Source organism: Aequorivita xiaoshiensis, from assembly GCF_022008395.1.
Lineage (GTDB): Bacteria > Bacteroidota > Bacteroidia > Flavobacteriales > Flavobacteriaceae > Aequorivita > Aequorivita xiaoshiensis.
In genome coordinates, this window is the sequence record NZ_JAIRBB010000002.1 from 271,668 (window position 1) to 293,726 (window position 22,059).

At 33.9% G+C, this 22,059-nt stretch carries 13 protein-coding genes and 3 tRNA genes; 11 read left to right on the forward strand and 5 right to left on the reverse strand.

Translation table 11 applies throughout. The features are described 5' to 3' along the window. Positions 1–23 precede the first annotated feature (23 nt). The gene (locus K8344_RS14240) at positions 24–3,965 is read right to left on the reverse strand and encodes a translocation/assembly module TamB domain-containing protein (RefSeq protein WP_237607065.1); all 3,942 of its coding nucleotides are present in this window, start codon (positions 3,963–3,965) and stop codon (positions 24–26) included. 549 nt (positions 3,966–4,514) lie between these two features. On the opposite strand from K8344_RS14240, the gene tsaD reads away from it, so the two are divergent. The 8 genes from tsaD to K8344_RS04510 all read left to right on the forward strand — a co-directional run bounded on the left by tsaD (position 4,515) and on the right by K8344_RS04510 (position 10,172). Then, positions 4,515–5,537: a tRNA (adenosine(37)-N6)-threonylcarbamoyltransferase complex transferase subunit TsaD gene (gene tsaD, locus K8344_RS04475; protein WP_237607066.1), complete on the forward strand. Its 1,023-nt coding sequence runs from the start codon at positions 4,515–4,517 to the stop codon at positions 5,535–5,537. Positions 5,538–5,606: 69 nt separating this feature from the next. Beyond that, complete coding sequence (locus K8344_RS04480; RefSeq protein ID WP_237607067.1) at positions 5,607–6,323, forward strand: 16S rRNA (uracil(1498)-N(3))-methyltransferase; 717 nt, start codon at positions 5,607–5,609, stop codon at positions 6,321–6,323. Between the two features lie 300 nt (positions 6,324–6,623). Continuing rightward, positions 6,624–7,268, forward strand: coding sequence for a DUF4159 domain-containing protein (locus K8344_RS04485; RefSeq protein ID WP_237607068.1), 645 nt, complete (start codon positions 6,624–6,626; stop codon positions 7,266–7,268). A gap of 124 nt (positions 7,269–7,392) precedes the next feature. After that, positions 7,393–8,490: an AI-2E family transporter gene (locus K8344_RS04490; protein WP_237607069.1), complete on the forward strand. Its 1,098-nt coding sequence runs from the start codon at positions 7,393–7,395 to the stop codon at positions 8,488–8,490. Beyond that, positions 8,491–9,657, forward strand: coding sequence for a THUMP-like domain-containing protein (locus K8344_RS04495; RefSeq protein ID WP_237607070.1), 1,167 nt, complete (start codon positions 8,491–8,493; stop codon positions 9,655–9,657). 152 nt (positions 9,658–9,809) lie between these two features. Then, positions 9,810–9,893, forward strand: a tRNA-Ser gene (locus tag K8344_RS04500). A gap of 84 nt (positions 9,894–9,977) precedes the next feature. Then, a tRNA-Pro gene (locus K8344_RS04505) sits at positions 9,978–10,052 on the forward strand. Positions 10,053–10,098: 46 nt separating this feature from the next. Continuing rightward, a tRNA-Arg gene (locus tag K8344_RS04510) sits at positions 10,099–10,172 on the forward strand. A gap of 53 nt (positions 10,173–10,225) precedes the next feature. On the opposite strand, the gene K8344_RS04515 is transcribed toward K8344_RS04510, so the two are convergent. Beyond that, entirely contained in the window at positions 10,226–12,271 is a 2,046-nt protein-coding gene (locus K8344_RS04515; RefSeq protein ID WP_237607071.1) for an HD family phosphohydrolase, read from the reverse strand. A 130-nt stretch (positions 12,272–12,401) separates the two neighbouring features. Between K8344_RS04515 and K8344_RS04520 the strand changes: the two genes are divergently transcribed. Both K8344_RS04520 and K8344_RS04525 read left to right on the forward strand, forming a co-directional pair. Continuing rightward, entirely contained in the window at positions 12,402–13,580 is a 1,179-nt protein-coding gene (locus K8344_RS04520) for an acetyl-CoA C-acyltransferase (RefSeq protein WP_237607072.1), read from the forward strand. A 24-nt stretch (positions 13,581–13,604) separates the two neighbouring features. Continuing rightward, entirely contained in the window at positions 13,605–14,354 is a 750-nt protein-coding gene (locus K8344_RS04525; protein WP_237607073.1) for a C40 family peptidase, read from the forward strand. A 128-nt stretch (positions 14,355–14,482) separates the two neighbouring features. Here the strand turns inward: K8344_RS04525 and K8344_RS04530 are convergent, their stop codons facing one another. Next, complete coding sequence (locus K8344_RS04530) at positions 14,483–15,739, reverse strand: tetratricopeptide repeat protein (protein WP_237607074.1); 1,257 nt, start codon at positions 15,737–15,739, stop codon at positions 14,483–14,485. A 10-nt stretch (positions 15,740–15,749) separates the two neighbouring features. Continuing rightward, positions 15,750–18,275: a DNA gyrase subunit A gene (gene gyrA / locus K8344_RS04535; RefSeq protein WP_237607075.1), complete on the reverse strand. Its 2,526-nt coding sequence runs from the start codon at positions 18,273–18,275 to the stop codon at positions 15,750–15,752. Positions 18,276–18,530: 255 nt separating this feature from the next. Here gyrA and K8344_RS04540 point away from each other — a divergent pair, with 255 nt between their 5' ends. Continuing rightward, positions 18,531–21,083: an ATP-dependent Clp protease ATP-binding subunit gene (locus K8344_RS04540; RefSeq protein ID WP_237607076.1), complete on the forward strand. Its 2,553-nt coding sequence runs from the start codon at positions 18,531–18,533 to the stop codon at positions 21,081–21,083. Positions 21,084–21,165: 82 nt separating this feature from the next. On the opposite strand, the gene K8344_RS04545 is transcribed toward K8344_RS04540, so the two are convergent. Next, positions 21,166–22,050 carry a T9SS type A sorting domain-containing protein gene (locus K8344_RS04545; protein ID WP_237607077.1) on the reverse strand — a complete coding sequence of 295 codons (885 nt, stop codon included), beginning with the start codon at positions 22,048–22,050 and terminating at the stop codon, positions 21,166–21,168. Positions 22,051–22,059: the final 9 nt, after the last annotated feature.

Genomic DNA, 22,059 nt, shown 5'->3' on the forward strand with positions numbered 1-22,059 from the left:
GCTAATTTTAATAATTGGTTACTCTAATCTTCCTCCTCCACCTTTGTAGCTTGAGGTTTTATAGTTTCTGAGTTATTATCTTCTTTTTCGTCTTCTTCATTTTTAACCTCAGACTCTAATTGCATTTTCTTATTGAATAACTTTTGATAAAGTTCTCTAAAGGTATTGAAGTCTACTGAATAAGAGATCCCTGTACCCTGCTCGAATATTTGATCTTCACCAATAAATTGAAGATCTGCCTGTCGGTTAAAGAATTTCATTCTCAAACTTCCATCTTCATTTATCAACCATTGAACTTCAATATCTCCCGCTACAGCACTTTCATTAGCTCCCCCTACTGGTACTCCTACTTTACCGTTTATTAAAACGCGTTCGCTAATCTCTGTAGAAAGTGTAAGGCCAATACGGTCGGCTGTTTCTTGGTCTGGAGTTCTTGTTCCAACAGAATAATCTAAACCTACACGAAACTTGCCGTCCTCATCTGCAAATAGGTCATTTACCAATCCAGAAACTCTATCTGCGACTGTCCCTGCAAAAGCATTGGTGCCTGCATAATTATCACTTACAAATGAACCCGAAGCGAGTAAAAATAATGCCTGCTGTTGCTTTTGTTCCTCATTTTGAAGTTTGTATTGCAACTCACTTTTAAGCGTAGAACTTACTCTAGGGAAATCGATATTAAACTTAAGTTCAGGATGTGCTAGTTGACCCAATAAATCAACATAAACTTCTACAGGAATTTTTGTATTTATAGCTGGGTTATCAAGCAATACAGATGGATTTGCGGCTGTTCTATATACAGCGCTTAGATTCAGGTTTGCTTTTTCGGGAGCTCCATTCCAGGTAATATTACCACCAGGAACAACACTAATGTTTTTTTGTATAATTCCCCCGTATCTAAAATCGTATTCTCCTTTATATACTTGAAAATCTCCGTACATCTGGAATTTCCCATTTGTATTTATTTCAATAAGTAGAATTCCCGCACCTCGACCTTTTAATGTAGAATTGTTTACTTTATCAACAACAACTTCAACTTCTGCATTATTGTTAATATCGAGATCGAAATTTAAAGAAAGGCCTTTAATAGATTCCGTAACAACGGTTTCACCTTCAATTCTGGCTTGTTTTTCTTTAGGTGAAAGAAAATACACAAACGAGTCGTCGCTTATAGATTCTGTCTCACTAATAGGTATTTTAAAGGTAGTACCTTTTTCAGTAGTAGCTGCAACATCAATAACTAATTCGTCTATAGGTCCTGTAATATCTGCTCTACCACGTATAAATGCTGTACCATAGTAAAGAGCGTCTTCATCTGGTGGCGTATCTAATACTAACAACCTATCTGGTGCTTCAAAATGTAAATCTAGTTCCCACGCTCCAAAATTGTTGTGTTTTGCATTACCATACATTATCCCCTCTGTTCCATATTTTGTGTCTTTAAATTTAGAACGAGACATTTCTAGTTTTCCTTTTGTGACTAATATTTCAGCATCGTCTTCTATGTCGAAATCAGTATTTAGTTCGGGAACTTTTAAGCCACTTTTTTCTAAAATAAAGCGACCATTAATATCAGGAGATTTGTAATTTCCAGAAACCTTAGCACTACCAGTGATAAAACCTCTAATATCGGTTAATACATCCCCACCAAATGGGCTAAACGCCTGCATATTAAACTGATTTAAATCCACATCCATTCGAATTTGTGGATATTTAGTTGCAACGTCAATTTCACCTATAGCGCTAATAGATTTTATATTATCATTGGTTAGCGAAGTGTTTATGTTGTATTTAGTTAAGTCTTTATTTCCGTCAATATTCAGATTTAAATCTCCGAAAGGAATTTCATTTATAATAACATTATCTATAGTTACCGAACTATTAGGGTAATAAGCTCCATCTTTTTGAAGGAAATCGAAACGTCCATTCATATTTCCTTGAAGTTGCAAACTGTCAATTTCTGGTGTGATATTGCCAATATTTACATCATTGAAACGAACTTTAATGTCTTTATAAGTAGAATCTCGTAAAACACCCGCTAATTGGATCACCTCATTATTATGGTTTAATACTAAGGAGTCAATTCGCATTTCATTAAAGTTATCATCAAATACAACTTTGTTTAGTCTATTGTTGTTTTCGTTTATATACCAAACCTTATTTTTATAGGTAATGTCAGATTTTTTAACTCCTATAACCGATTTTCCGGCGGGATTAATTGTGTGGTATAATGACAGGTTAAAACGGTCCTCCTTCTTTGGGCCCCCTTTAAATTCTGAACGCACATACATAGTGTCGTTCATTGTTTTATTAATTACATTAAATGGCTTAATATTATAAAAACCTGTATAAATAGAATCAGATTCTATATACGTGTTATATAGAGGATTATCGTTGTCTATTTGAATGTTTAGTTTACTTATATAATTATTGAACAATATAAGTTCGGGAGAACGAAAATCGAGTTTAAATTTTGATTCGTCGGAGTAAACTGAACCTTTCATTCGAGTATTATCACCTAATTTTAATTGAGGAACAAAAATATCTACAATCTTATTGTGAACCACAAATTCATAGTCGATGTACTGATTGGTTGTAACCTCTTGCGGTATGTAATTGGCGTATATACTAGCGATACCATTTTGAAAAAGATTTGGAATATCTGCTATCAAAAATTCACCTGAAATTTCTCCGTTTAATATATCCGGTGAATTAATTTCAATAGTTCTAACAGGACCATTAAAGGTTGATGCTATAGTAAAATCATCAAAATAAAAATAGTCCCGTTCATTTTGGTAAAAAGTTTGACTGAAATTGATAGTACCTACAACATCATCTATCGTTCTACCATCCATATTTACAACTACATTACCAGTAAATACAGAAATACTATCACGCTTTACTAAGTTAAGTTTATTTAATTCGGCATATTCAATATTAGCCTCAAAGTCAAGATGATTTGTTTCTTTTGATGCGTCTATCAATCCTTTAAAGTCTAATTTAAGGTTTGGGTCGTCTATGGTTAATTCACCATTAAATAGCGGATTTTTAAAATTTCCTGAAACATCAATATTCTGATAGTTATAATCTTCAAAAGAAAATGATGAAATTTTACCAGATATCTCGGTATTTACAGTTTTTTCATTAAACCCTCGCCCATCAAAATCTAGATTTCCTGTCATTTTTCCTAAGGAAGTAGTTTTTGCAATCTTACCTAGGTTAAACTCTTTAAAAACAACATTTCCTTTGTAATAAGCATTTTCTATATAAGTGATATTTCCAATTTTTAAATTAAGCTTAGCACTGCCAATAGCACTTTGTAGATTACTAATAGTATTGAGTTCATCCCCTACTATTGAAGTGTTTCCAACTAAAATAAAATTACCTGCAGGCTTCAGCTCAACAGGAATTACATTTCCTAATACATTCGGCATAAACCGTCTTAAATCATAATAGTTTGTCGAAATATTATGATTGTCAGCTATTATCACGTAATCCCCTTCCGGATCTAAAATATTTTTAAACTTATAATCTCCGCGTATATCAGTGTTGCTTGTTTGAAATTTAAGGTTATCCGCACTAAAGTCATTTAAAGTTCCGGTTAAATCAACGTCAAGTAGAGCCATTTGATTAGGGCCAAATTCATTATAGAAACCATTTATGTCATTGGTAGATAATTTTGAATCTTTAAGATTGGCAGTAATTACAACATCATTGACAAAGTCTGCCATTCCATTCTTAGAATAATCCAAATCGACATCGCCAATTAGAAGTGATTCTGAAGTTTCTAACGTGAGGTTTTTTAAGGTGATATTAGTTTCGGTATAGGAAAAATCTGCTTGCATATCCACAATTGTAATCCCCCTTTCTGCAACTAGCGAAAGCTCTTTAATATTTGCTGTAACATCAACATCGTGGATATTAAAGTTATTGGCGAGAAGATTTACGTCCGTAAGAACAAACACTTCAGGATTTTCGAGGTTTTGGTTGGTTATTTTTATACTACTGTTTTTTAACCTTACATCATTACTAAATAGCTCAAAAGGTGATTTAGGTTCTTTTCCTGTATTAAATTTTTTTGAAAATATAGATAGGTTATCCTTGTCCTCACCTTTGTATGTTTTAACATATAGCTTTGCACGGTCTAATACAATATCACCAAAACCAAGTTTTCCCTTGATTAAGTTGCTGAAACTAATAACATTTGTTTGAAGTTCCTTGCTGTAAATTAATGTATCTTTATGGTGATCAGCAATATATACATCTCTAATATCAACTTCTCCTTTCCAGTTAAGACCGAGTCGATTAATAGTAATATCTGTACCGTAAGTTTCGTTTAGTGAAGTAGTAACTTTTTTAGCAGTATAAGTTTGAACCGATGGAATAGAAAAAATAATAATAACAAGTACAATTAGTAATGCAATGATTACAAAGGCACGAACTATTATTTTCCTAAGTTTTTTGATACGCTTTTAAAGTTTTAATTTTACAACCAATAAATATACCCTTTTGCTTTGACAGAAAAAGAATGTTACATCTTAGGAATCGAATCCTCTTGTGATGATACTGCTGCTGCGGTAATCAACAACGGAAAAATACTCAGTAATGTTGTTGCTACACAAGCTATTCACGAACAATACGGTGGTGTTGTTCCTGAACTTGCTTCGCGTGCACATCAGCAAAATATTGTTCCCGTAGTTCACGAAGCTTTACGCAAAGCAAATATCGACAAAAATCAGTTATCTGCCATTGCTTTTACTCGTGGACCAGGACTTATGGGGTCATTGCTTGTAGGTACCTCATTTTCAAAATCTTTGGCATTAGGATTAGGTATTCCTTTGATAGATGTTAACCATATGCAAGCACATATACTGGCTCATTTTATTAAAGCTGAAGGACAATCGGCACCAAATTTTCCATTTTTAGCAATGACTATTAGTGGTGGTCATACCCAAATCGTAAAGGTTACCAATTATTTTGAAATGGAAGTAATTGGCCAAACTATAGATGACGCTGTTGGTGAAGCTTTCGATAAAAGTGCTAAAATACTCGGACTACCCTATCCTGGTGGTCCTTTAATAGACAAGTATGCACAGGTCGGAAACCCAAAAGCCTTTAAGTTTCCAAAGCCAAAAGTAGGATTAATGGACTTTAGCTTTAGTGGCTTAAAAACATCGGTACTTTATTTTGTGGAAAGGGAGGTTGCTAAAAATCCCAGTTTTATTTCTGAGAACATAGAAGATATTTGTGCTAGTTTACAATTTACTATAGTTGATTATTTAATGGATAAACTTAAGAATGCGGTTAAGACGACGGGGATTAAGGAAATTGCAATTGGTGGGGGTGTTTCTGCAAATAGCGGGATTAGAACTGCTTTAAAAGAAGCCGAATCTAAATACGGTTGGAAAACGCACATTCCAAAATTTGAATTCTGTACTGATAATGCTGCTATGATTGCTATAGTTGGAGAATTAAAATACAAAAATCAAATTTATGCTGAAAATAATGTGATAGCTTCAGCACGAATGAAATTTTAAAATTATTTCCAAAACGACATTGCTTTAAGTTTTTAGTTAAAAATGTAAGTAAAATTAAATACCTTTTAAATGCAATTATTCTACAATCCAACCATCTCTAGTTCTGATAAAGATATTTCTTTCAATAAAGAGGAAAGTCGTCATATCGTCAAGGTTTTACGCATGAAGGAAGGTGATATTTTTAAAATAACCAATGGAAAAGGTGTTTTCTTTGATGCTGAAATTATTAACGCAAATCCTAAAGATTGTTCGGTTAAAATACTTTCGGAAGAAATGCAACCACCACTACCCTACCAACTTCATTTAATTGTAGCACCTACTAAGCTTAACGATCGTTACGAATGGTTTTTAGAAAAGGCTACAGAAATTGGAGTAACTGAAATAACCCCAGTTATTTGTCATCATAGTGAACGTAAGGTTATTAAACCAGAACGCTATGAGAAGATATTACAAAGTGCCATGAAGCAATCTTTAAAAGCTTATTTACCTATTTTAAATGAAGCTATTACATTTAAGGATTTTATAGATTCTAAAACCATTTCAGATGAATTAAAATGTATAGCGCATTGTGAAGATGGTACCACAAATAAAAAACCGTTAAAATCTGTATTACTGCCTAATAAAAATACTTCTATATTAATTGGTCCCGAAGGTGATTTTTCTCATGAGGAAATAGAAATGGCTAAAATTGCAGGATATATTCCCGTTGCATTAGGCGAAAGCAGACTACGTACAGAAACTGCGGCAATAGTGGCTTGTCATAGTGTAGCGTTTATAAATGAATGAAAAAACCTAACAGATTTACATTTTAATAAATTCTTATTTTTTACTTTAACAAATAGTCGGAGAACCAACCATTATAAAGTAAAAAGCGCTTTATAAAAATGAAAGAGTAAATCTGTTAGGTAAAAGTTAGACTTGTTTTATTAAAATTGTGGGAATTAGAATATTAAATATAGTTACACATAACATACTTTTCTTTTATTTTTATTGTTTTGTCAATTTTTGTTACTATAACTTACATTATAATGCAACATAATGTAATTGCGTGACAGTATTGATTACTTATTTATATTTTTGAGGGCTATGCGATTAATAATTTTATCTTTTTTTTTATGTATTTACACTACAACTTTACAAGCTCAAGAAATTGCAGTCTTGGAATATGGAGGTGGTGGTGATTGGTATGCAAATCCCACATCATTACCTAATTTGGTAAAGTTTTGCAATGAAAATATAAATACAACTATTAACGAAAAGACTAAAACCGTTACTCCAGCTAGTATTGATATCTTTGATTATCCTTTCGTGCATATGACAGGCCATGGTAATGTTTTCTTCTCTGCAGAGGAAGCTGAGAATCTAAGAAATTACTTGTTTAGTGGTGGTTTCTTACATATAGACGACAATTATGGAATGGATACTTATTTGCGAAAAGAGATTGTTAAGTTATTTCCTAACAAAGAATTAAAAGAATTACCTGCTAACCATCCTTTATTTAATTACCATTTTAAATTCCCAAATGGAATGCCTAAAATTCACGAACACGATGGTTTAAGACCTCAAGCTTTCGGAATATTTGAAGGAGACAGACTTTTGCTACTCTATACCTATGAAACAGATTTAGGGAATGGTTGGGAAAATCCTGAAGTGCATAATGATCCTCAAGAAATAAGATTGAAAGCATTGCAAATGGGTGCAAACATTATTAAATACGTTTTTGAAAATTGATATATTGTACTTCATAATAGACCTATATTTAAATAATAATCTTACAATCAATCTATCAATTTTCATCTTAAATACTTAACAAACATTTAGTTTTTCACAATTTGTTTTATAGTATATTTACCGTGTGAAAGTCACTGCAAGAGCAATAACACTAGGTATTTTAAGAGCACTAGCCGTATTGGTTGGAATCTGTATTTTGTTTTGGATTTTACACGAAATTCAGGCGCTTATCTTATATATCGGGTTAGCAATTGTGCTTTCACTAATTGGCCGGCCGGTTGTAGTTTTCTTGAAAGACAAACTAAAATTCACCAACACATTAGCTTCAATAACTACCCTATTACTAATAATTGGAGTATTCAGCCTTGTATTAAGTATTTTTATCCCTATTATAATTGAACAAGGAAAGCATATTTCACAAATAAATTTTGATGAAGTTAAACGCGATTTAAACGAACTTAATATTCAGGCAAGTGACTACTTAGGAGTAGATCACTTTCAACTAGTTGAAGCCGTTAAAAGGACATCGTATGCAAAAAATTTGGATGTGGATATTATACCGAGCTTCGTAGATATACTCTTTGGAAATATTGGTTCCACTGTAATAGGATTATTTTCAGTATTATTTATTCTATTTTTTCTACTTAAGGACGAGGGATTGATTGCACGATCTGTATTGTCTTTTGCAAAAAATAAGAATGAAGCAAGATTCAAGAGGATATTGATTAAAATTAAAGAGCTGTTATCTAGGTATTTTATTGGAATTGTATTTCAAATTTTAATCCTAGCACTATTCTACTCCGTACTTTTATTGTATATAGATATAAACGACGCTATAGCTGTTGCTCTAATTTGTGCTTTCTTAAATATTATTCCGTACCTAGGTCCATTAATTGGTTGGGGGTTAATGTTACTTGTGATAGTTTCAAATAATTTAGCAGCAGATTTTTCGTCAGAATTATTACCCTTATTAGTCATTGTTACGGTTGGGTATTCCATTGCGCAAATATTTGACAATTTTATATCACAACCTGTAATTTTTGGTCATAGCGTACGATCGCATCCTTTAGAAATCTTTATTTCTATTATTATGGCTGGGTTTATTTTTGGAATACCAGGGATGATACTTGCAGTACCTACTTACACTGCAATAAAAGTTATAGCGAAAGAATTTCTTTCTGAGTATAAAGTTGTAAAACGCCTAACAAGAAATCTATACTAATTGTTTAATAAGTCAATTTTAAATACCGAAGTTCAAGATTTTATAAGAAATTTTGAAGGGGAGACTTCTAAGCTGGCTTTCAGCGGAAGTCCATTTGAAGCAGTTAGTATTCGAGAGTTGCTCCAACAAATTGAAAGTCGAAGTAGAATAGAAAAGAAGTTACCCACTTGGTTTTCTACCCGAAATATTTTATATCCTCCAAAATTAAATCTGGAGCAAACGTCCTCAGAAATTACTTCAGAGTATAAAGCTTCTTTAGTGAAAGGAGAATTAATCGCGGACATTACTGGCGGATTTGGTGTGGATAGTTATTATTTTTCTAAAAAATTTGATGAAGTTCATTACTTTGAGTTAAATGAATCTCTTTCGGAAATAGTGCGTCATAATTTTCAAGTTTTAGGTAGAAATATAAAGTGCTTCAACGAAGATGGATTAAACGAAGTATTGAATAAGAAGTACCCGGTAATTTATGCCGATCCTTCACGTCGTCACGATAGTAAAGGAAAAGTTTTCTTTTTAAAAGATTGTCAGCCTAACATTCCCGACAATATTGATGAAATTTTAAGCAACTGTAAAGTTTTTCTTCTTAAGACCTCCCCTATGCTTGATTTAACAGTTGGTTTAAGCGAATTAAAAGACGTTTCAGAAATACATATAGTTGCAGTTGATAATGATGTAAAAGAGCTTTTATGGCTTCTAGAAAAAGGAAAAGCTTCTGAGTTAAAAATTAAAACTATAAATTTCACGAAAACCGAGCTTGAAGAATTTAATTTTAATTGGAATGAAACTGTAAAAGCAAAATACAGTTTGCCTCAAGAATATTTATACGAACCTAATGCAGCAATTTTAAAAAGTGGTGCATTTGATTTGATATCAAAAAAGCTCAACTTAAATAAAATTGAAGTCAACACCCATTTATACACCAGTGATCATTTAATTGATTTTCCTGGAAGAAGGTTTAAAATTGAAAAGGTTGTTCCTTATAATAAAAAGGAAATTAAATCGGCTTTAGCGTTCAAGAAAGCAAATATCACGACCAGAAACTTCCCAGAATCAGTTGCAACACTTCGTAAGAAATGGAAACTCTCTGATGGAGGGAATATTTACCTATTTTTCACAACCAATTTGGAAGGTAAAAGAGTAATGATTGTATGCTCTAAGGTGTAGGACAAGTTTTTTTAATTTTTTTTCATTGTCATCTGCTTGATTTCAAATCAATTAAGAAATATCTAAAAAAAAAGCTCATTTTTGTTTGTGGGGATTAATAAGAAGGCATATATTTGCACTCGCATTTCAGGATGCAAGTTCATAAAAAAATTGGAGAGGTGCCGGAGTGGTAACGGAGCAGATTGCTAATCTGTCGACGGGTAACCGTCGCCAGGGTTCGAGTCCCTGTCTCTCCGCATTGACTCGAAAAACTAAAGATCTTTATTTATACTGATATTAGTTTTTAAAGTTAGAAATGTTAAAGTTCGCGAGAACTTTTTCGGGGTGTAGCGTAGCCCGGTTATCGCGCCTGCTTTGGGAGCAGGAGGTCGCAGGTTCGAATCCTGCCACCCCGACAAAAAGCCGGACAATTAATATTGTTCGGCTTTTTTATTTTTTATTGGTCGCGTAGCTCAGCTGGATAGAGCATCTGCCTTCTAAGCAGACGGTCCCAGGTTCGAATCCTGGCGCGATCACACTCAATCCCCTTCTAAGGGGATTTTTTGTTTCTTATAATTTCTATTAAATTTTATTCAGGATATTCAACACGCAAATGGAAGATATTGTTCAGCTTTTTCTTTAAAACCTTTTTGATTGTTTCAATCTCCTTAAAAGTAATATCGGCATTTAGAAACTGTCCTTGCGCCATTTGATTATTAATAATCTTTTCTACAAACTCATCAATAATGGTTGAAGAAGGCTCTTTTAAACTCTTACTAGCAGCTTCTACACTATCTGCCATCATTAATATTGCAGTTTCTTTTGAAAAAGGTATAGGACCTGGATAAGTGAAGTCTTCAATATTGGCTTCTCCATGTAACTCTTTTTCCTTTTTATAGAAATAATAGACCAAACTAGTACCGTGATGGGTTCTTATAAAATCAATCACTCTGTCTGGTAAATTATTTTTTCGTGCTATTTCAATACCCTTAATTACATGGTCAATAATTATTTTGGCACTTTCTTGAGGATCTAACTCGTTATGAGAGTTTATAGAATTGGCCTGATTTTCAGTAAACATTGTAGGGTTTAACATTTTACCTATATCGTGGTATAGCGCTCCTACTCTTACCAACATGCTATTAGCCCCAATTTCGTTTGCAGACGCTTCGGCAAGGTTTGCAACATTCAACGAATGGTGAAATGTTCCTGGTGCCTTGTTCGATAACTCTTTTAAAAGTTTTGAGTTCGTATCACTGAGTTCTAAAAGTGAAACGTCTGAAACTAGTCCAAATATTTTCTCGTAAAAGTAAATTAACGGATGGGCAAATAGTGTCGCTAAGCCACATAGTATAAAATACTGAAAACTTTGCCACTCCAAAGCTTGAACGTTCCCTTCTTGAATTACAAAAAAAGCAAAATAACCAATTATGTAAATCAATGTTATTTGACCTACTGAAATAAATAAATTAACTCGCTTGTAAAGTTCAGAAACAGTAAGAATTGTCACAATTCCCGCAATGAATTGCAAAAACATATATTCAAAACTGTTAGGTACAAGAAAGCCTAATAATAATATGGTTAACACATGAACAAACAATCCAACACGTGGATCAAAAAAGGCTTTTAGAATTAATGGTAAAATACAGATGGGTACTATGTAAACATAGTCTGAATGCACTTTCAATACTAATGTGGTTAAGAAAACCATTAAAAAGATATTGAAAAATATAAATGTAACTTTGGTGTTGTTATTATATATATAAGGTCTATATTTTTTTAGGAATAGGAAAAGCATTAAAAATACTAATGACACCAATATAGTGTATCCCACCAAAAGCCAGAGGTAGTTATTCTTACTCCAAATCTGACTTTCAAATTCAGCTTTTAGAGAATTCAAAATTTGAAACTTTTCACCTTCAACAACCTCCCCTTTAGCAATCACTCTTCCTCCCTTTTCAATTATTCCTCTATTTGGGTTCAGTGCTTTAATTTCAGATTCAATTGCAGCCTCAGTTAATTTGGAATTCAGTTTTACATTAGACTGTAATACATCGTTTAATATATTATAAAGTAAAGCTTGAGAGTCTTCAGTGTTATTCTTTTCAACTAATTGTCTTACGCTATTGTTTAATTTTTCTTTCTTAAATAGTTGAGAATAGTTCTGTTCTTCAATTTCATTTCCATTTTTTAAATAAATAAGACGATTACCTTCGTAATTAAATATTTCATCGGTAACGCCATTCTTATATATTTGAGAAATAAATCTTACCCCTATGTGTTCAATTTTATTTTTTGGGGTTTTATGCAGACTATCTACATATCTTAATGCGAGTTCTTCTTTAAAGTCTTCAATTACATTTTGTTCTACCTTACTATTGTATTCAAAATACGGAATAGCATTAGCTCTAATTGCTTCTTTTTCTTTTTTTAGACTGTCTTCAGCCTTTTTGATTGTAAAACTAAATGGAGCATATAAGTTCTCATATTGCCATGGCTTTCCTTTTTGGAAATTGTATTTAAACTGTCCACCTTTAGGAAGAAAGTAAATTACTAAGAATGTGGCAAAAAAGAATAGAAAAACCTTATAAATAAGAGATTGGTTTTTTGCGAACAAAGAAAAATAGTTCCTCATATATTAATAACTTACAGTAAAGGTATAAATAAGGAATGAGTTATCCCAAAACCTATACCTGCAAAGATTGATTTTTAAGATTGAAATCCGTAATTTCGCAGTCCTTATTTTTAATATTAAAAACAGTGATATGAGCAATAAAGTAGTAATAGTTTCGGCAGCAAGAACCCCAATTGGAAGTTTTATGGGTAGCCTTTCATCTCTAACTGCAACTCAACTAGGGTCTGCAGCCATAAAGGGAGCCTTAGATAAAATTAACCTTGATCCTTCTTTAGTACAAGAAGTATATATGGGTAACGTGGTACAAGCTGGTGTTGGTCAAGCTCCTGCTAGACAAGCTGCTTTAGGTGCAGGCCTTTCCGATAGCGTACCAAGTACTACAGTAAACAAAGTATGTGCTTCGGGTATGAAAGCCGTAATGCAAGCTGCTCAAGCTATCGCTTTAGGCGATGCAGAAATTGTTGTAGCAGGTGGAATGGAAAGCATGAGTAATATTCCTCATTATGTACATATGCGTAACGCTACAAAATTTGGACCAGCTACATTAACAGATGGTATGCAAAAAGATGGTCTTGTAGATGCTTACGATCACAACGCCATGGGAACTTGCGCAGATTTATGTGCTACAGAATATAATTTTTCTCGTGAAGATCAAGATGCATTTGCTGTACAATCGTATGAGCGTTCTGCAAAGGCTTGGTCTGAAGGTAAATTTAATGAAGAGGTGGTGCCAGTTGAAGTTCCACAACGTCGTGGCGAACCAGTTGTAGTTTCGGAAGATGAGGAGTATAAGAACGTAAAGATGGATAGAGTTGCATCGCTACGCCCTGCATTTACTAAAGATGGAACTGTTACTGCGGCAAATGCTTCTACAATTAATGATGGTGCTGGAGCAATGATTTTAATGAGTGAAGCTAAAGCAAAAGAATTAGGTCTTACTCCTTTAGCTTACGTTAAGGGTTATGCAGATGCTGCCCACGAACCAAAATGGTTTACAACTGCTCCTGCGAAAGCGCTTCCAAAAGCAATTGCAAAAGCGGGTATAGATATTAAAGATGTAGATTTCTTCGAATTTAATGAAGCATTCGCAGTTGTCGGACTTGCTAATATGAAAATATTGGGTCTAGACGATAGCAATGTAAACGTAAATGGAGGTGCTGTTTCTTTAGGACACCCACTTGGATGTAGCGGTGTAAGAATTTTAATTACGCTTCTTAATGTTTTAAAACAAAACGATGCAAAAATTGGCGCTGCAGCTATCTGTAATGGTGGTGGTGGTGCTTCTGCAATGGTAATTGAAAGAATCTAAACCGTATACTTCAATATATTCTGAATGGATTACGGGATCTGTAATTTAAGCATAGTTCCTCTTCGAGCCGAAGCTAGTGATGCTAGTGAAATGGTTACGCAGGTGCTCTATGGCGAACATTTTAAAGTTTTAGAATCTCGCAAGAAATGGAGCCGAATCCGTTTAGCTTTTGATAAATATGAAGGTTGGATAGACAATAAGCAGTTTGTGAATATTTCAGAAGAAGATTATTTAAATTTTGATAAAATCAATTTGAAGCTTTCTTCAGATTTAGTTGATTTTGTGACTACTTCTGAAAATCAATTATTTTCAATTTGCTTAGGAAGTAACGTTTCTGCAGCTGAATATTTAAATCATTATTTTGAAGGAAAATCAATTACAAAATCGCTTCCTAAAGAACATTTAGTTGAAACAGCCCTACTCTATTTAAATAGTCCATATTTATGGGGAGGTAAAACACCTTTTGGAATTGATTGTAGCGGTTTTACTCAAATGGTTTATAAACTAAACGGTCAAAAATTATTAAGAGATGCTAGTCAACAGGCCACACAAGGTGAAGCTTTAAGCTTTATTGAGGAAAGTGAACCTGGGGACTTAGCTTTTTTTGATAACGACGAAGGAAAAATCACTCACGTGGGGATTATTATGAAAGACAATTATATTATTCACGCTCATGGAAAAGTGCGCATTGATAGAATTGATCATAGCGGAATATTTAATTACGACGTTCGTAATCATACTCACAAACTAAGAGTTATAAAACGTATAATATAAATTATGTTTTAATGAGGGTAGTGAAATTCTATGAAAACAACACCTTCCTTCTACTACTATAAATTTGATAACAAAAAAACCCTCTGAAACTTCAGAGGGTTTTATATTATGTATGGAACTAACTTTTCTTATTTTTCTAAAGTAGCAAGTTTAGCTTTCATTTTTTGATAATTTGCATCATCCGCCAATTGTCCGTAAATGTTCATCAATGTTCTAACAACATCTGGATTATTAGGATTTAATTCCATTGCTTTAGTAAGGTAAGGAACAGTTGCTCTATAAATATCAGCACGTTGTTCTTTAAGCTCATCATAACGAATGTTATCAGCTCTTGAATTTCCTAAATTGTTCATTTCTTCAACTAAAGCATCTTCAGTAGATAATTTCAGTACAGCAATGTTAATAAGAGCAGCCTCGTAATCAGGTTTCAACTCTATAGCTCTATTGTAGTGCTCTAACGCTTTATCAGTATCTCCTAATTCTGCACTAGCAACACCCATGTTAAAGTAAATCTCTGGATTGTCTGGATCAGTTGCAGCAATTTGGTTCATGATTTGGTTATATCGAGAAATATCACCCATTTTATAACTCATATCAGCTTCGGCTCTCATAAGGTAGATATCATCTGGGTTTTCTTCTCTAGCAGCCTTCATTACTGAAGTAGCCTTGTCATTATCTCCTTGTTCTAAGTAGATAAGTGTCATATTACGCAGAATTTCACCTTTTCTAGATGCAGTAACTCTAATTTCAGGCTTGATATATTGACCACTTTTAAGAGCTAAGCTTCTTGATTGCTCAGTTTCAAAAGGAATTACTTCACCAGTTTCTTTATCAGTAGCAACAAATTCCTTGGTTTCGCCAGTATAACCAGCATCCAATAACATTTGATAGTACTTTAAACTTGAATCAAAATCTTTTGCGTTTACTGCATTACCAGCAGCAAAATAAAGATCATCCATATCCTTACTTACTGTATAACTTGTGTACAATTTCTCTGTCGCCAGCTCGAAATTACCAGCATTTTGGTCTTTAATTGCGCCATTAATTAATCCAGCACGAAGATTCTGAAGTGAAGCTGCTAATTGTGATTCTAACTTAGGATCTAACTCCAATGCTTTAGCAAATGCATCTGCAGCACCCTTTAAATTAGAATAATTGGTAGCTACACCATTACCTAATAAGGCATTACCACGCGCAGCATAAAACTGAGCTTTCATATCATTATCTGCAGTTCCTAAAAGAGGTTCAGCTTCGTTTAAATAAGCTAAAGCTTCTTTAAAATCATTAGACTTTAATGCCTTTTCTGCCTTTCTTATTTCTTTTTTTTGTCCAAATGAAATAGCAGATACAAAAGCAAGCCCTGTTATTAAAATTCGTTTTTTCATGTGTTAATTTTTATTCGTTATTTTCGGTTTGTGTGTCGTTAGTATCAAGAGTAGTGCCATCATTGTTATCATCAAGAATTTCTAACTCATCCTCGTCTTCATCTTTCATCGCTTTTGCAACTGCAGCAATGGCGTCATCTTCTCTAACTTTTATTAAACGAACACCTTGCGTAGCACGTCCCATAACTCTTAGGTCGGAAACTGCCATTCGAATTGCGATACCAGATTTATTGATAATCATTAAATCATCATCATCTGTTACATTCTTAATAGCTACTAATTTACCGGTTTTTTCGGTAATATTAATAGTTTTTACACCTTTTCCACCACGGTTAGTAATTCTATAATCGTCTATTAATGACCTTTTACCATAACCGTTTTCAGAAACTACTAAAATATCGGAGTCACCAGGGTTAACAGCAATCATTCCAACCACTTCATCATTTTCATCCCCTAGCGTAATTCCGCGAACACCAGAAGCATTTCGTCCCATAGGACGGGTTTTCTCTTCTTCAAAGCGAATTGCTTTTCCTGAACGAACTGCTAACATTACTTGACTATCACCAGTTGTAAGTTTTGCTTCTAAAAGTTCATCGTCTTCACGTATGGTAATGGCGTTAATACCATTTGCTCTAGGTCTAGAATATTGCTCTAAAGGAGTTTTTTTAACTTGTCCTTTTTTTGTAGCCATGATTACATAATGGCTATTGATATATTCTTCATCTTTTAAATCTTGCGTACAGATAAAAGCTTTTACTTTATCATCTGGACTAATATTTATTAGATTCTGAATTGCTCTACCCTTAGATGTTCTTGTCCCCTCAGGGATTTCAAATACACGCATCCAGAAACATTTTCCAGTTTGTGTAAAGAACAACATATATTGGTGATTTGTACCAACAAATAAATATTCTAAGAAATCTTCATTTCGAGTAGATGAAGCTTTTTGGCCTACCCCTCCTCTATTTTGAGTTTTGTATTCTGAAAGTGACGTTCGCTTAATATACCCGGCGTGAGAAATGGTAATAACAACCTGCTCGTCTGCAATTAGATCTGTAATACTTACATCTCCTCCTGCATATTCAATTACTGAACGACGTTCATCGCCATATTTAGCTTTAATTTCCTCAAGCTCTTCTATTATAATTTCCATTCTACGTTCCTTACGAGCAAGAATGTCTTTATAATCTTCAATTGTTTTCATTAACTCTTCGTACTCACTGCGCAATTTGTCCTGCTCCAGTCCAGTTAATTGACGAAGACGCATTTCAACAATAGCCTTAGCTTGAATTTCAGAAAGCTTGAATGCTTCAATAAGCTTTTCTCTTGCTTCATCTGCATTGGAAGACGCTCGGATTAGCCTAATTACTTCATCGATATTATCTGATGCAATAATTAAACCTTCTAAAATATGTGCGCGCTCCTCTGCTTTGCGAAGTAAGTATTCGGTACGTCTTACCACCACCTCGTGACGGTGTTCAACGAAATAATGAATTAATTCTTTTAAATTTAATAATTGTGGTCTTCCTTTTACTAGTGCAATATTGTTTACACTAAAGCTTGACTGCAATGCTGTATACTTATATAAAGTGTTAAGAACGATGTTTGGTATAGCATCACGCTTCAATATATAAACAATACGCATTCCTTTTCTGTCACTCTCATCACGGATATTGGCTATACCTTCAATTTTCTTTTCGTTTACCATATCAGCGGTTTTTTTAATCATATCCGCTTTATTTACTTGGTAAGGAATTTCAGTAACAACTATACACTCTCTCCCATTTACTTCCTCGAAAGTTGCTTTTGCACGCATAACTACACGCCCGCGACCTGTATGAAAAGCCTCACGAACCCCTTCGTATCCATAAATTACTCCTCCTGTAGGAAAGTCTGGTGCTTTAATATGCTGCATTAACTCATCGATGGCTATATCATTATCTTTTATATAGGCAATGGTTCCATCTACAACTTCAGTTAAGTTATGTGGAGGCATATTTGTTGCCATACCTACAGCAATTCCAGAAGCACCATTAATTAATAGTCCAGGAACTCGTGTAGGTAAAACAGTGGGTTCTTTTAATGTATCGTCAAAGTTTAATTGATGATCTACAGTTTCTTTATCAATATCAGCAAGCATATCTTCAGAAATCTTCTGCATTCTTGCTTCTGTATAACGCATTGCTGCTGGACTATCACCATCTACAGATCCAAAGTTACCTTGACCGTCTACCAATAAATAGCGCAAACTCCATTCTTGAGCCATACGCACCATTGCATCATATACAGAGGTATCACCGTGTGGATGATATTTACCAAGTACCTCTCCGACAATTCTCGCAGATTTTTTGTGAGCCCCTGTTGCTCGAATACCTAATTCGTGCATTCCAAATAAAACCCTTCTGTGTACAGGCTTCATTCCATCACGAACATCTGGCAGTGCACGTGACACTATGACCGACATCGAATAATCGATGTAGGCAGATTTCATTTCATCTTCAATGTTAATGGGAATCACTTTCTCACCTTCCGTCATAAAAAATAGAATTAATTATCATTGTTAAACTAATGCAGCAAGATACGCATTTTCGCAGGTTTAACAGGGGGTATTGGCATGGTTTATTCACGAATTTATTAACAAATTTATGCCTATTAATCGTTAATAAGTATCGTGAATTATCTTTTGAAAATCCCTTTATATTTTGTCCTTTTACTAAAACGATATTAAAGAGGAACAGTATTTGCCTTAATTTGGTTAATTTAGTACCTAAAAGAAGAGAGGATTTAAAATATGGATGATAATTTTTCACCTAGAGTTAAAGATGTAATTGCATACAGCAAGGAAGAAGCCTTACGTTTAGGCCACGATTTTATAGGCACAGAGCATTTAATGCTTGGCCTTTTAAGAGATGGTAATGGTAAAGCGGTAACTATACTTAATGCACTTACCGTAGATCTTAACCACTTAAGAAGAAAAGTAGAGATATTAAGCCCAGCAAACCCGGGCGTGATTACAAATACTAACGACAAAAAGAACCTTCATCTCACCCGCCAAGCGGAAAGGGCATTGAAGACAACGTTTTTAGAAGCTAAGCTTTTTCAAAGCAATTCTATTAATACAGCACATTTGTTACTTTGTATTCTTAGGAATGAAAACGACCCTACAACCAAATTATTAAACAAAATGAAAGTTGATTATGACGGGGTAAAAAATCAATTCAAACTTATGATTACAAATGATGACGAATATATAGACACACCAAGTGCTGAGGCTTTTCCAAATGACGATAATGATTCAGCACAGGATGGTGGCAAGGAGAATTTATTTACAGGTTCTTCGGCTAAATCGAATAAAAAATCGAAAACTCCAGTATTAGACAATTTTGGTAGAGACCTAACCGCAATGGCGGAAGAAGGAAATCTCGATCCTGTTGTAGGCCGTGAAGATGAAATTCAACGCGTTTCTCAAATATTGAGTAGAAGAAAGAAAAACAACCCTTTACTTATTGGTGAACCAGGTGTTGGTAAATCTGCTATTGCCGAAGGTTTAGCACTTAGAATTGTACAAAGAAAAGTTTCAAGAATTCTTTACGATAAAAGAGTAGTTACTTTAGATTTGGCTAGTCTTGTTGCTGGAACCAAATATCGCGGTCAATTTGAAGAGCGAATGAAGGCCGTTATGAACGAACTTGAAAAGAATGATGACATTATTCTATTCATCGATGAGATTCACACTATTGTGGGTGCAGGTGGAGCTACAGGTTCGTTAGATGCTTCAAATATGTTTAAACCAGCATTAGCTCGTGGAGAAATACAATGCATTGGAGCAACTACTTTAGATGAATACAGACAGTATATCGAAAAAGACGGGGCTTTAGAAAGACGTTTTCAAAAAGTATTGGTTGAACCAACTACTGTTGAAGAAACAATCGAGATTCTCGAAAATATTAAAGATAAATACGAAACGCATCACAATGTAACATATACTCAAGATGCAATCGAAGCGTGTGTAAAGCTTACTAATAGGTATATGACGGAGCGTTTCCTTCCAGACAAAGCTATTGATGCTCTAGATGAGGCAGGGTCTCGAGTTCACATTACCAATATTCACGTTCCAGATAGAATTTTAGAACTTGAAAAACAACTAGAAGATGTTCGCGAACTTAAAAACACTGTAGTTAAAAAACAGAAATACGAAGAAGCAGCGAAACTTCGAGATGACGAGAAAAATCTTGAAAAAGAACTCGCTACGGAACAAGAAAAGTGGGAAGAAGATTCAAAACTTCACAGAGAAACTGTTTCTGAAGATAATGTTGCTGAAGTAGTTTCTATGATGACTGGGGTACCAGTAAATAGAATTGCACAAACCGAAACAACCAAATTGGCCGCACTACCTGATAGAATTAAAGGTAAAGTTATTGGTCAAGACGAAGCTGTTGCTAAAGTTGTAAAAGCAATTCAAAGAAACCGAGCAGGATTAAAAGATCCAAATAAACCTATTGGGTCATTTATTTTCTTAGGTCAAACGGGAGTCGGTAAAACACAACTTGCAAAAGTTTTGGCAAAAGAGTTATTCGATTCGGATAATGCTTTGATTCGTATTGACATGAGTGAGTATATGGAGAAATTCGCTATTTCTCGTTTAGTTGGAGCACCTCCTGGATACGTTGGTTACGAAGAAGGTGGGCAGCTTACCGAAAAGATTAGAAGAAAACCCTATGCTGTTGTGCTTTTAGATGAAATTGAAAAAGCACATCCAGATGTCTTCAATATGCTTCTACAAGTTTTAGATGATGGATATTTGACAGACAGCCTTGGTAGAAAAATTGATTTTAGAAACACTATTATCATTATGACTTCTAATGTTGGTGCCCGTCAGATTAAAGATTTTGGTCAAGGTGTTGGTTTTGGTACTTCTGCAAAGAAGAGTCAAGAAGAGGCACATACTAAGAGTGTTATTGAAAACGCTTTAAAGAAAACTTTTGCGCCAGAATTCTTAAACCGTATTGATGATGTTATGGTTTTTAACGCTTTAGAAAGAGAGGATATTCATAAAATTATTGATATTGAATTAAACAAGTTATTCTTACGCATTTCAGATTTAGGATACGACCTGAAATTAACTGAAAAAGCCAAGGATTATATTGCTGACAAAGGTTTTGACAAACAATATGGAGCGCGTCCTTTAAACAGAGCGATTCAAAAGTATATAGAAGATGCCCTTGCTGAAGAAATCATCAACAGCAATCTGGATGAAGGCGATTCTATAATTATGGATCTTGATGAAAGTAAAGATGAGCTTACCATAAAAATTAATAAGCAAAAAAAGACCACCGAGTCGTAACATAAGGTGGCTTTAAATTAAAAACTCTTCGCTGATAAATCAACGAAGAGTTTTTTTATGCAGTAAATTCAAATTTTACTACCTATTTTAAAACTTTAAAAGACTTCTTAGAATCTCCCGATCCAGTTGCTAAAAGTATGTATAAACCATTTTGATACGCTGATAAATCTACAGTAATTGAGCCATTTCCGTTATTATTTATATTAGTCAACAGCTTGCCGGATAAATCAAAAACCTTTACACTTTTCACATTCTGTGTATTACTTAAAATGCAAGTATTATTGTTAAATTGTTTTGTAACAGATACTTCTTCCAAATAGTTTTTTGTTACACCTAAATGAATTGGAATACAATCTTGAATAGAGTCTAAATTAGCATAAAAAACTTCTGTATCCTTAAAAAAACAGCTAAGCTCCCCTACTTCATTAATATTTGGATTCCCTCCGGGAGCATTTATTAATGATAAAGACCCTACTCCTTCAACCCAAATAGCATTATTGTTACTAGTGGTATTCCCAGGTGCAGGTGAAAAATAATAATGCTTATAACTATTTCCATCTTGTAAAGGTTTTGCTATAATAGAATCCACTACAAAAAGACCTCCATCACGTGGAAAAGGAGTGACAGGGTTTTTCATATCAAAAACATCTCCTTCATTCAATGAAAAATCATATAAAAGATACTCATCAGTTGGCTCAGATGTGGCTAACTTTATATATACCTTTTGGGTTGCTATATCTTCACGAAGTAAGAATGTGCGGGATATATAATGATACCCATCTAAAATCTTATAATTCTTTCCATTTACAATAGTATCACCATCCGTATAATAAGCGTCTGTTAAGCATCCAGAGAAGCAAGTTGTAAAATGCCATTCATTAATATTATCTAACAATGGTTTGTAACTCTGGGCAAATACAGAAGAATTTAAAATTAAAAAAACAAGAATTGATAATTTACTTTTCATAATTCGATA

What these genes read in the sequence shown, in the direction of transcription:
- K8344_RS04480 (WP_237607067.1), top strand. Translation starts at nt 5,607, where the DNA reads ATGCAATTATTCTACAATCCAACCATCTCTAGTTCTGATAAAGATATT.
- K8344_RS04485 (WP_237607068.1), top strand. Translation starts at nt 6,624, where the DNA reads ATGCGATTAATAATTTTATCTTTTTTTTTATGTATTTACACTACAACT.
- K8344_RS04515 (WP_237607071.1), bottom strand. Translation starts at nt 12,271, where the DNA reads ATGAGGAACTATTTTTCTTTGTTCGCAAAAAACCAATCTCTTATTTAT.
- K8344_RS04520 (WP_237607072.1), top strand. Translation starts at nt 12,402, where the DNA reads ATGAGCAATAAAGTAGTAATAGTTTCGGCAGCAAGAACCCCAATTGGA.
- K8344_RS04525 (WP_237607073.1), top strand. Translation starts at nt 13,605, where the DNA reads ATGGATTACGGGATCTGTAATTTAAGCATAGTTCCTCTTCGAGCCGAA.
- K8344_RS04530 (WP_237607074.1), bottom strand. Translation starts at nt 15,739, where the DNA reads ATGAAAAAACGAATTTTAATAACAGGGCTTGCTTTTGTATCTGCTATT.
- gyrA (WP_237607075.1), bottom strand. Translation starts at nt 18,275, where the DNA reads ATGACGGAAGGTGAGAAAGTGATTCCCATTAACATTGAAGATGAAATG.
- K8344_RS04540 (WP_237607076.1), top strand. Translation starts at nt 18,531, where the DNA reads ATGGATGATAATTTTTCACCTAGAGTTAAAGATGTAATTGCATACAGC.
- K8344_RS04545 (WP_237607077.1), bottom strand. Translation starts at nt 22,050, where the DNA reads ATGAAAAGTAAATTATCAATTCTTGTTTTTTTAATTTTAAATTCTTCT.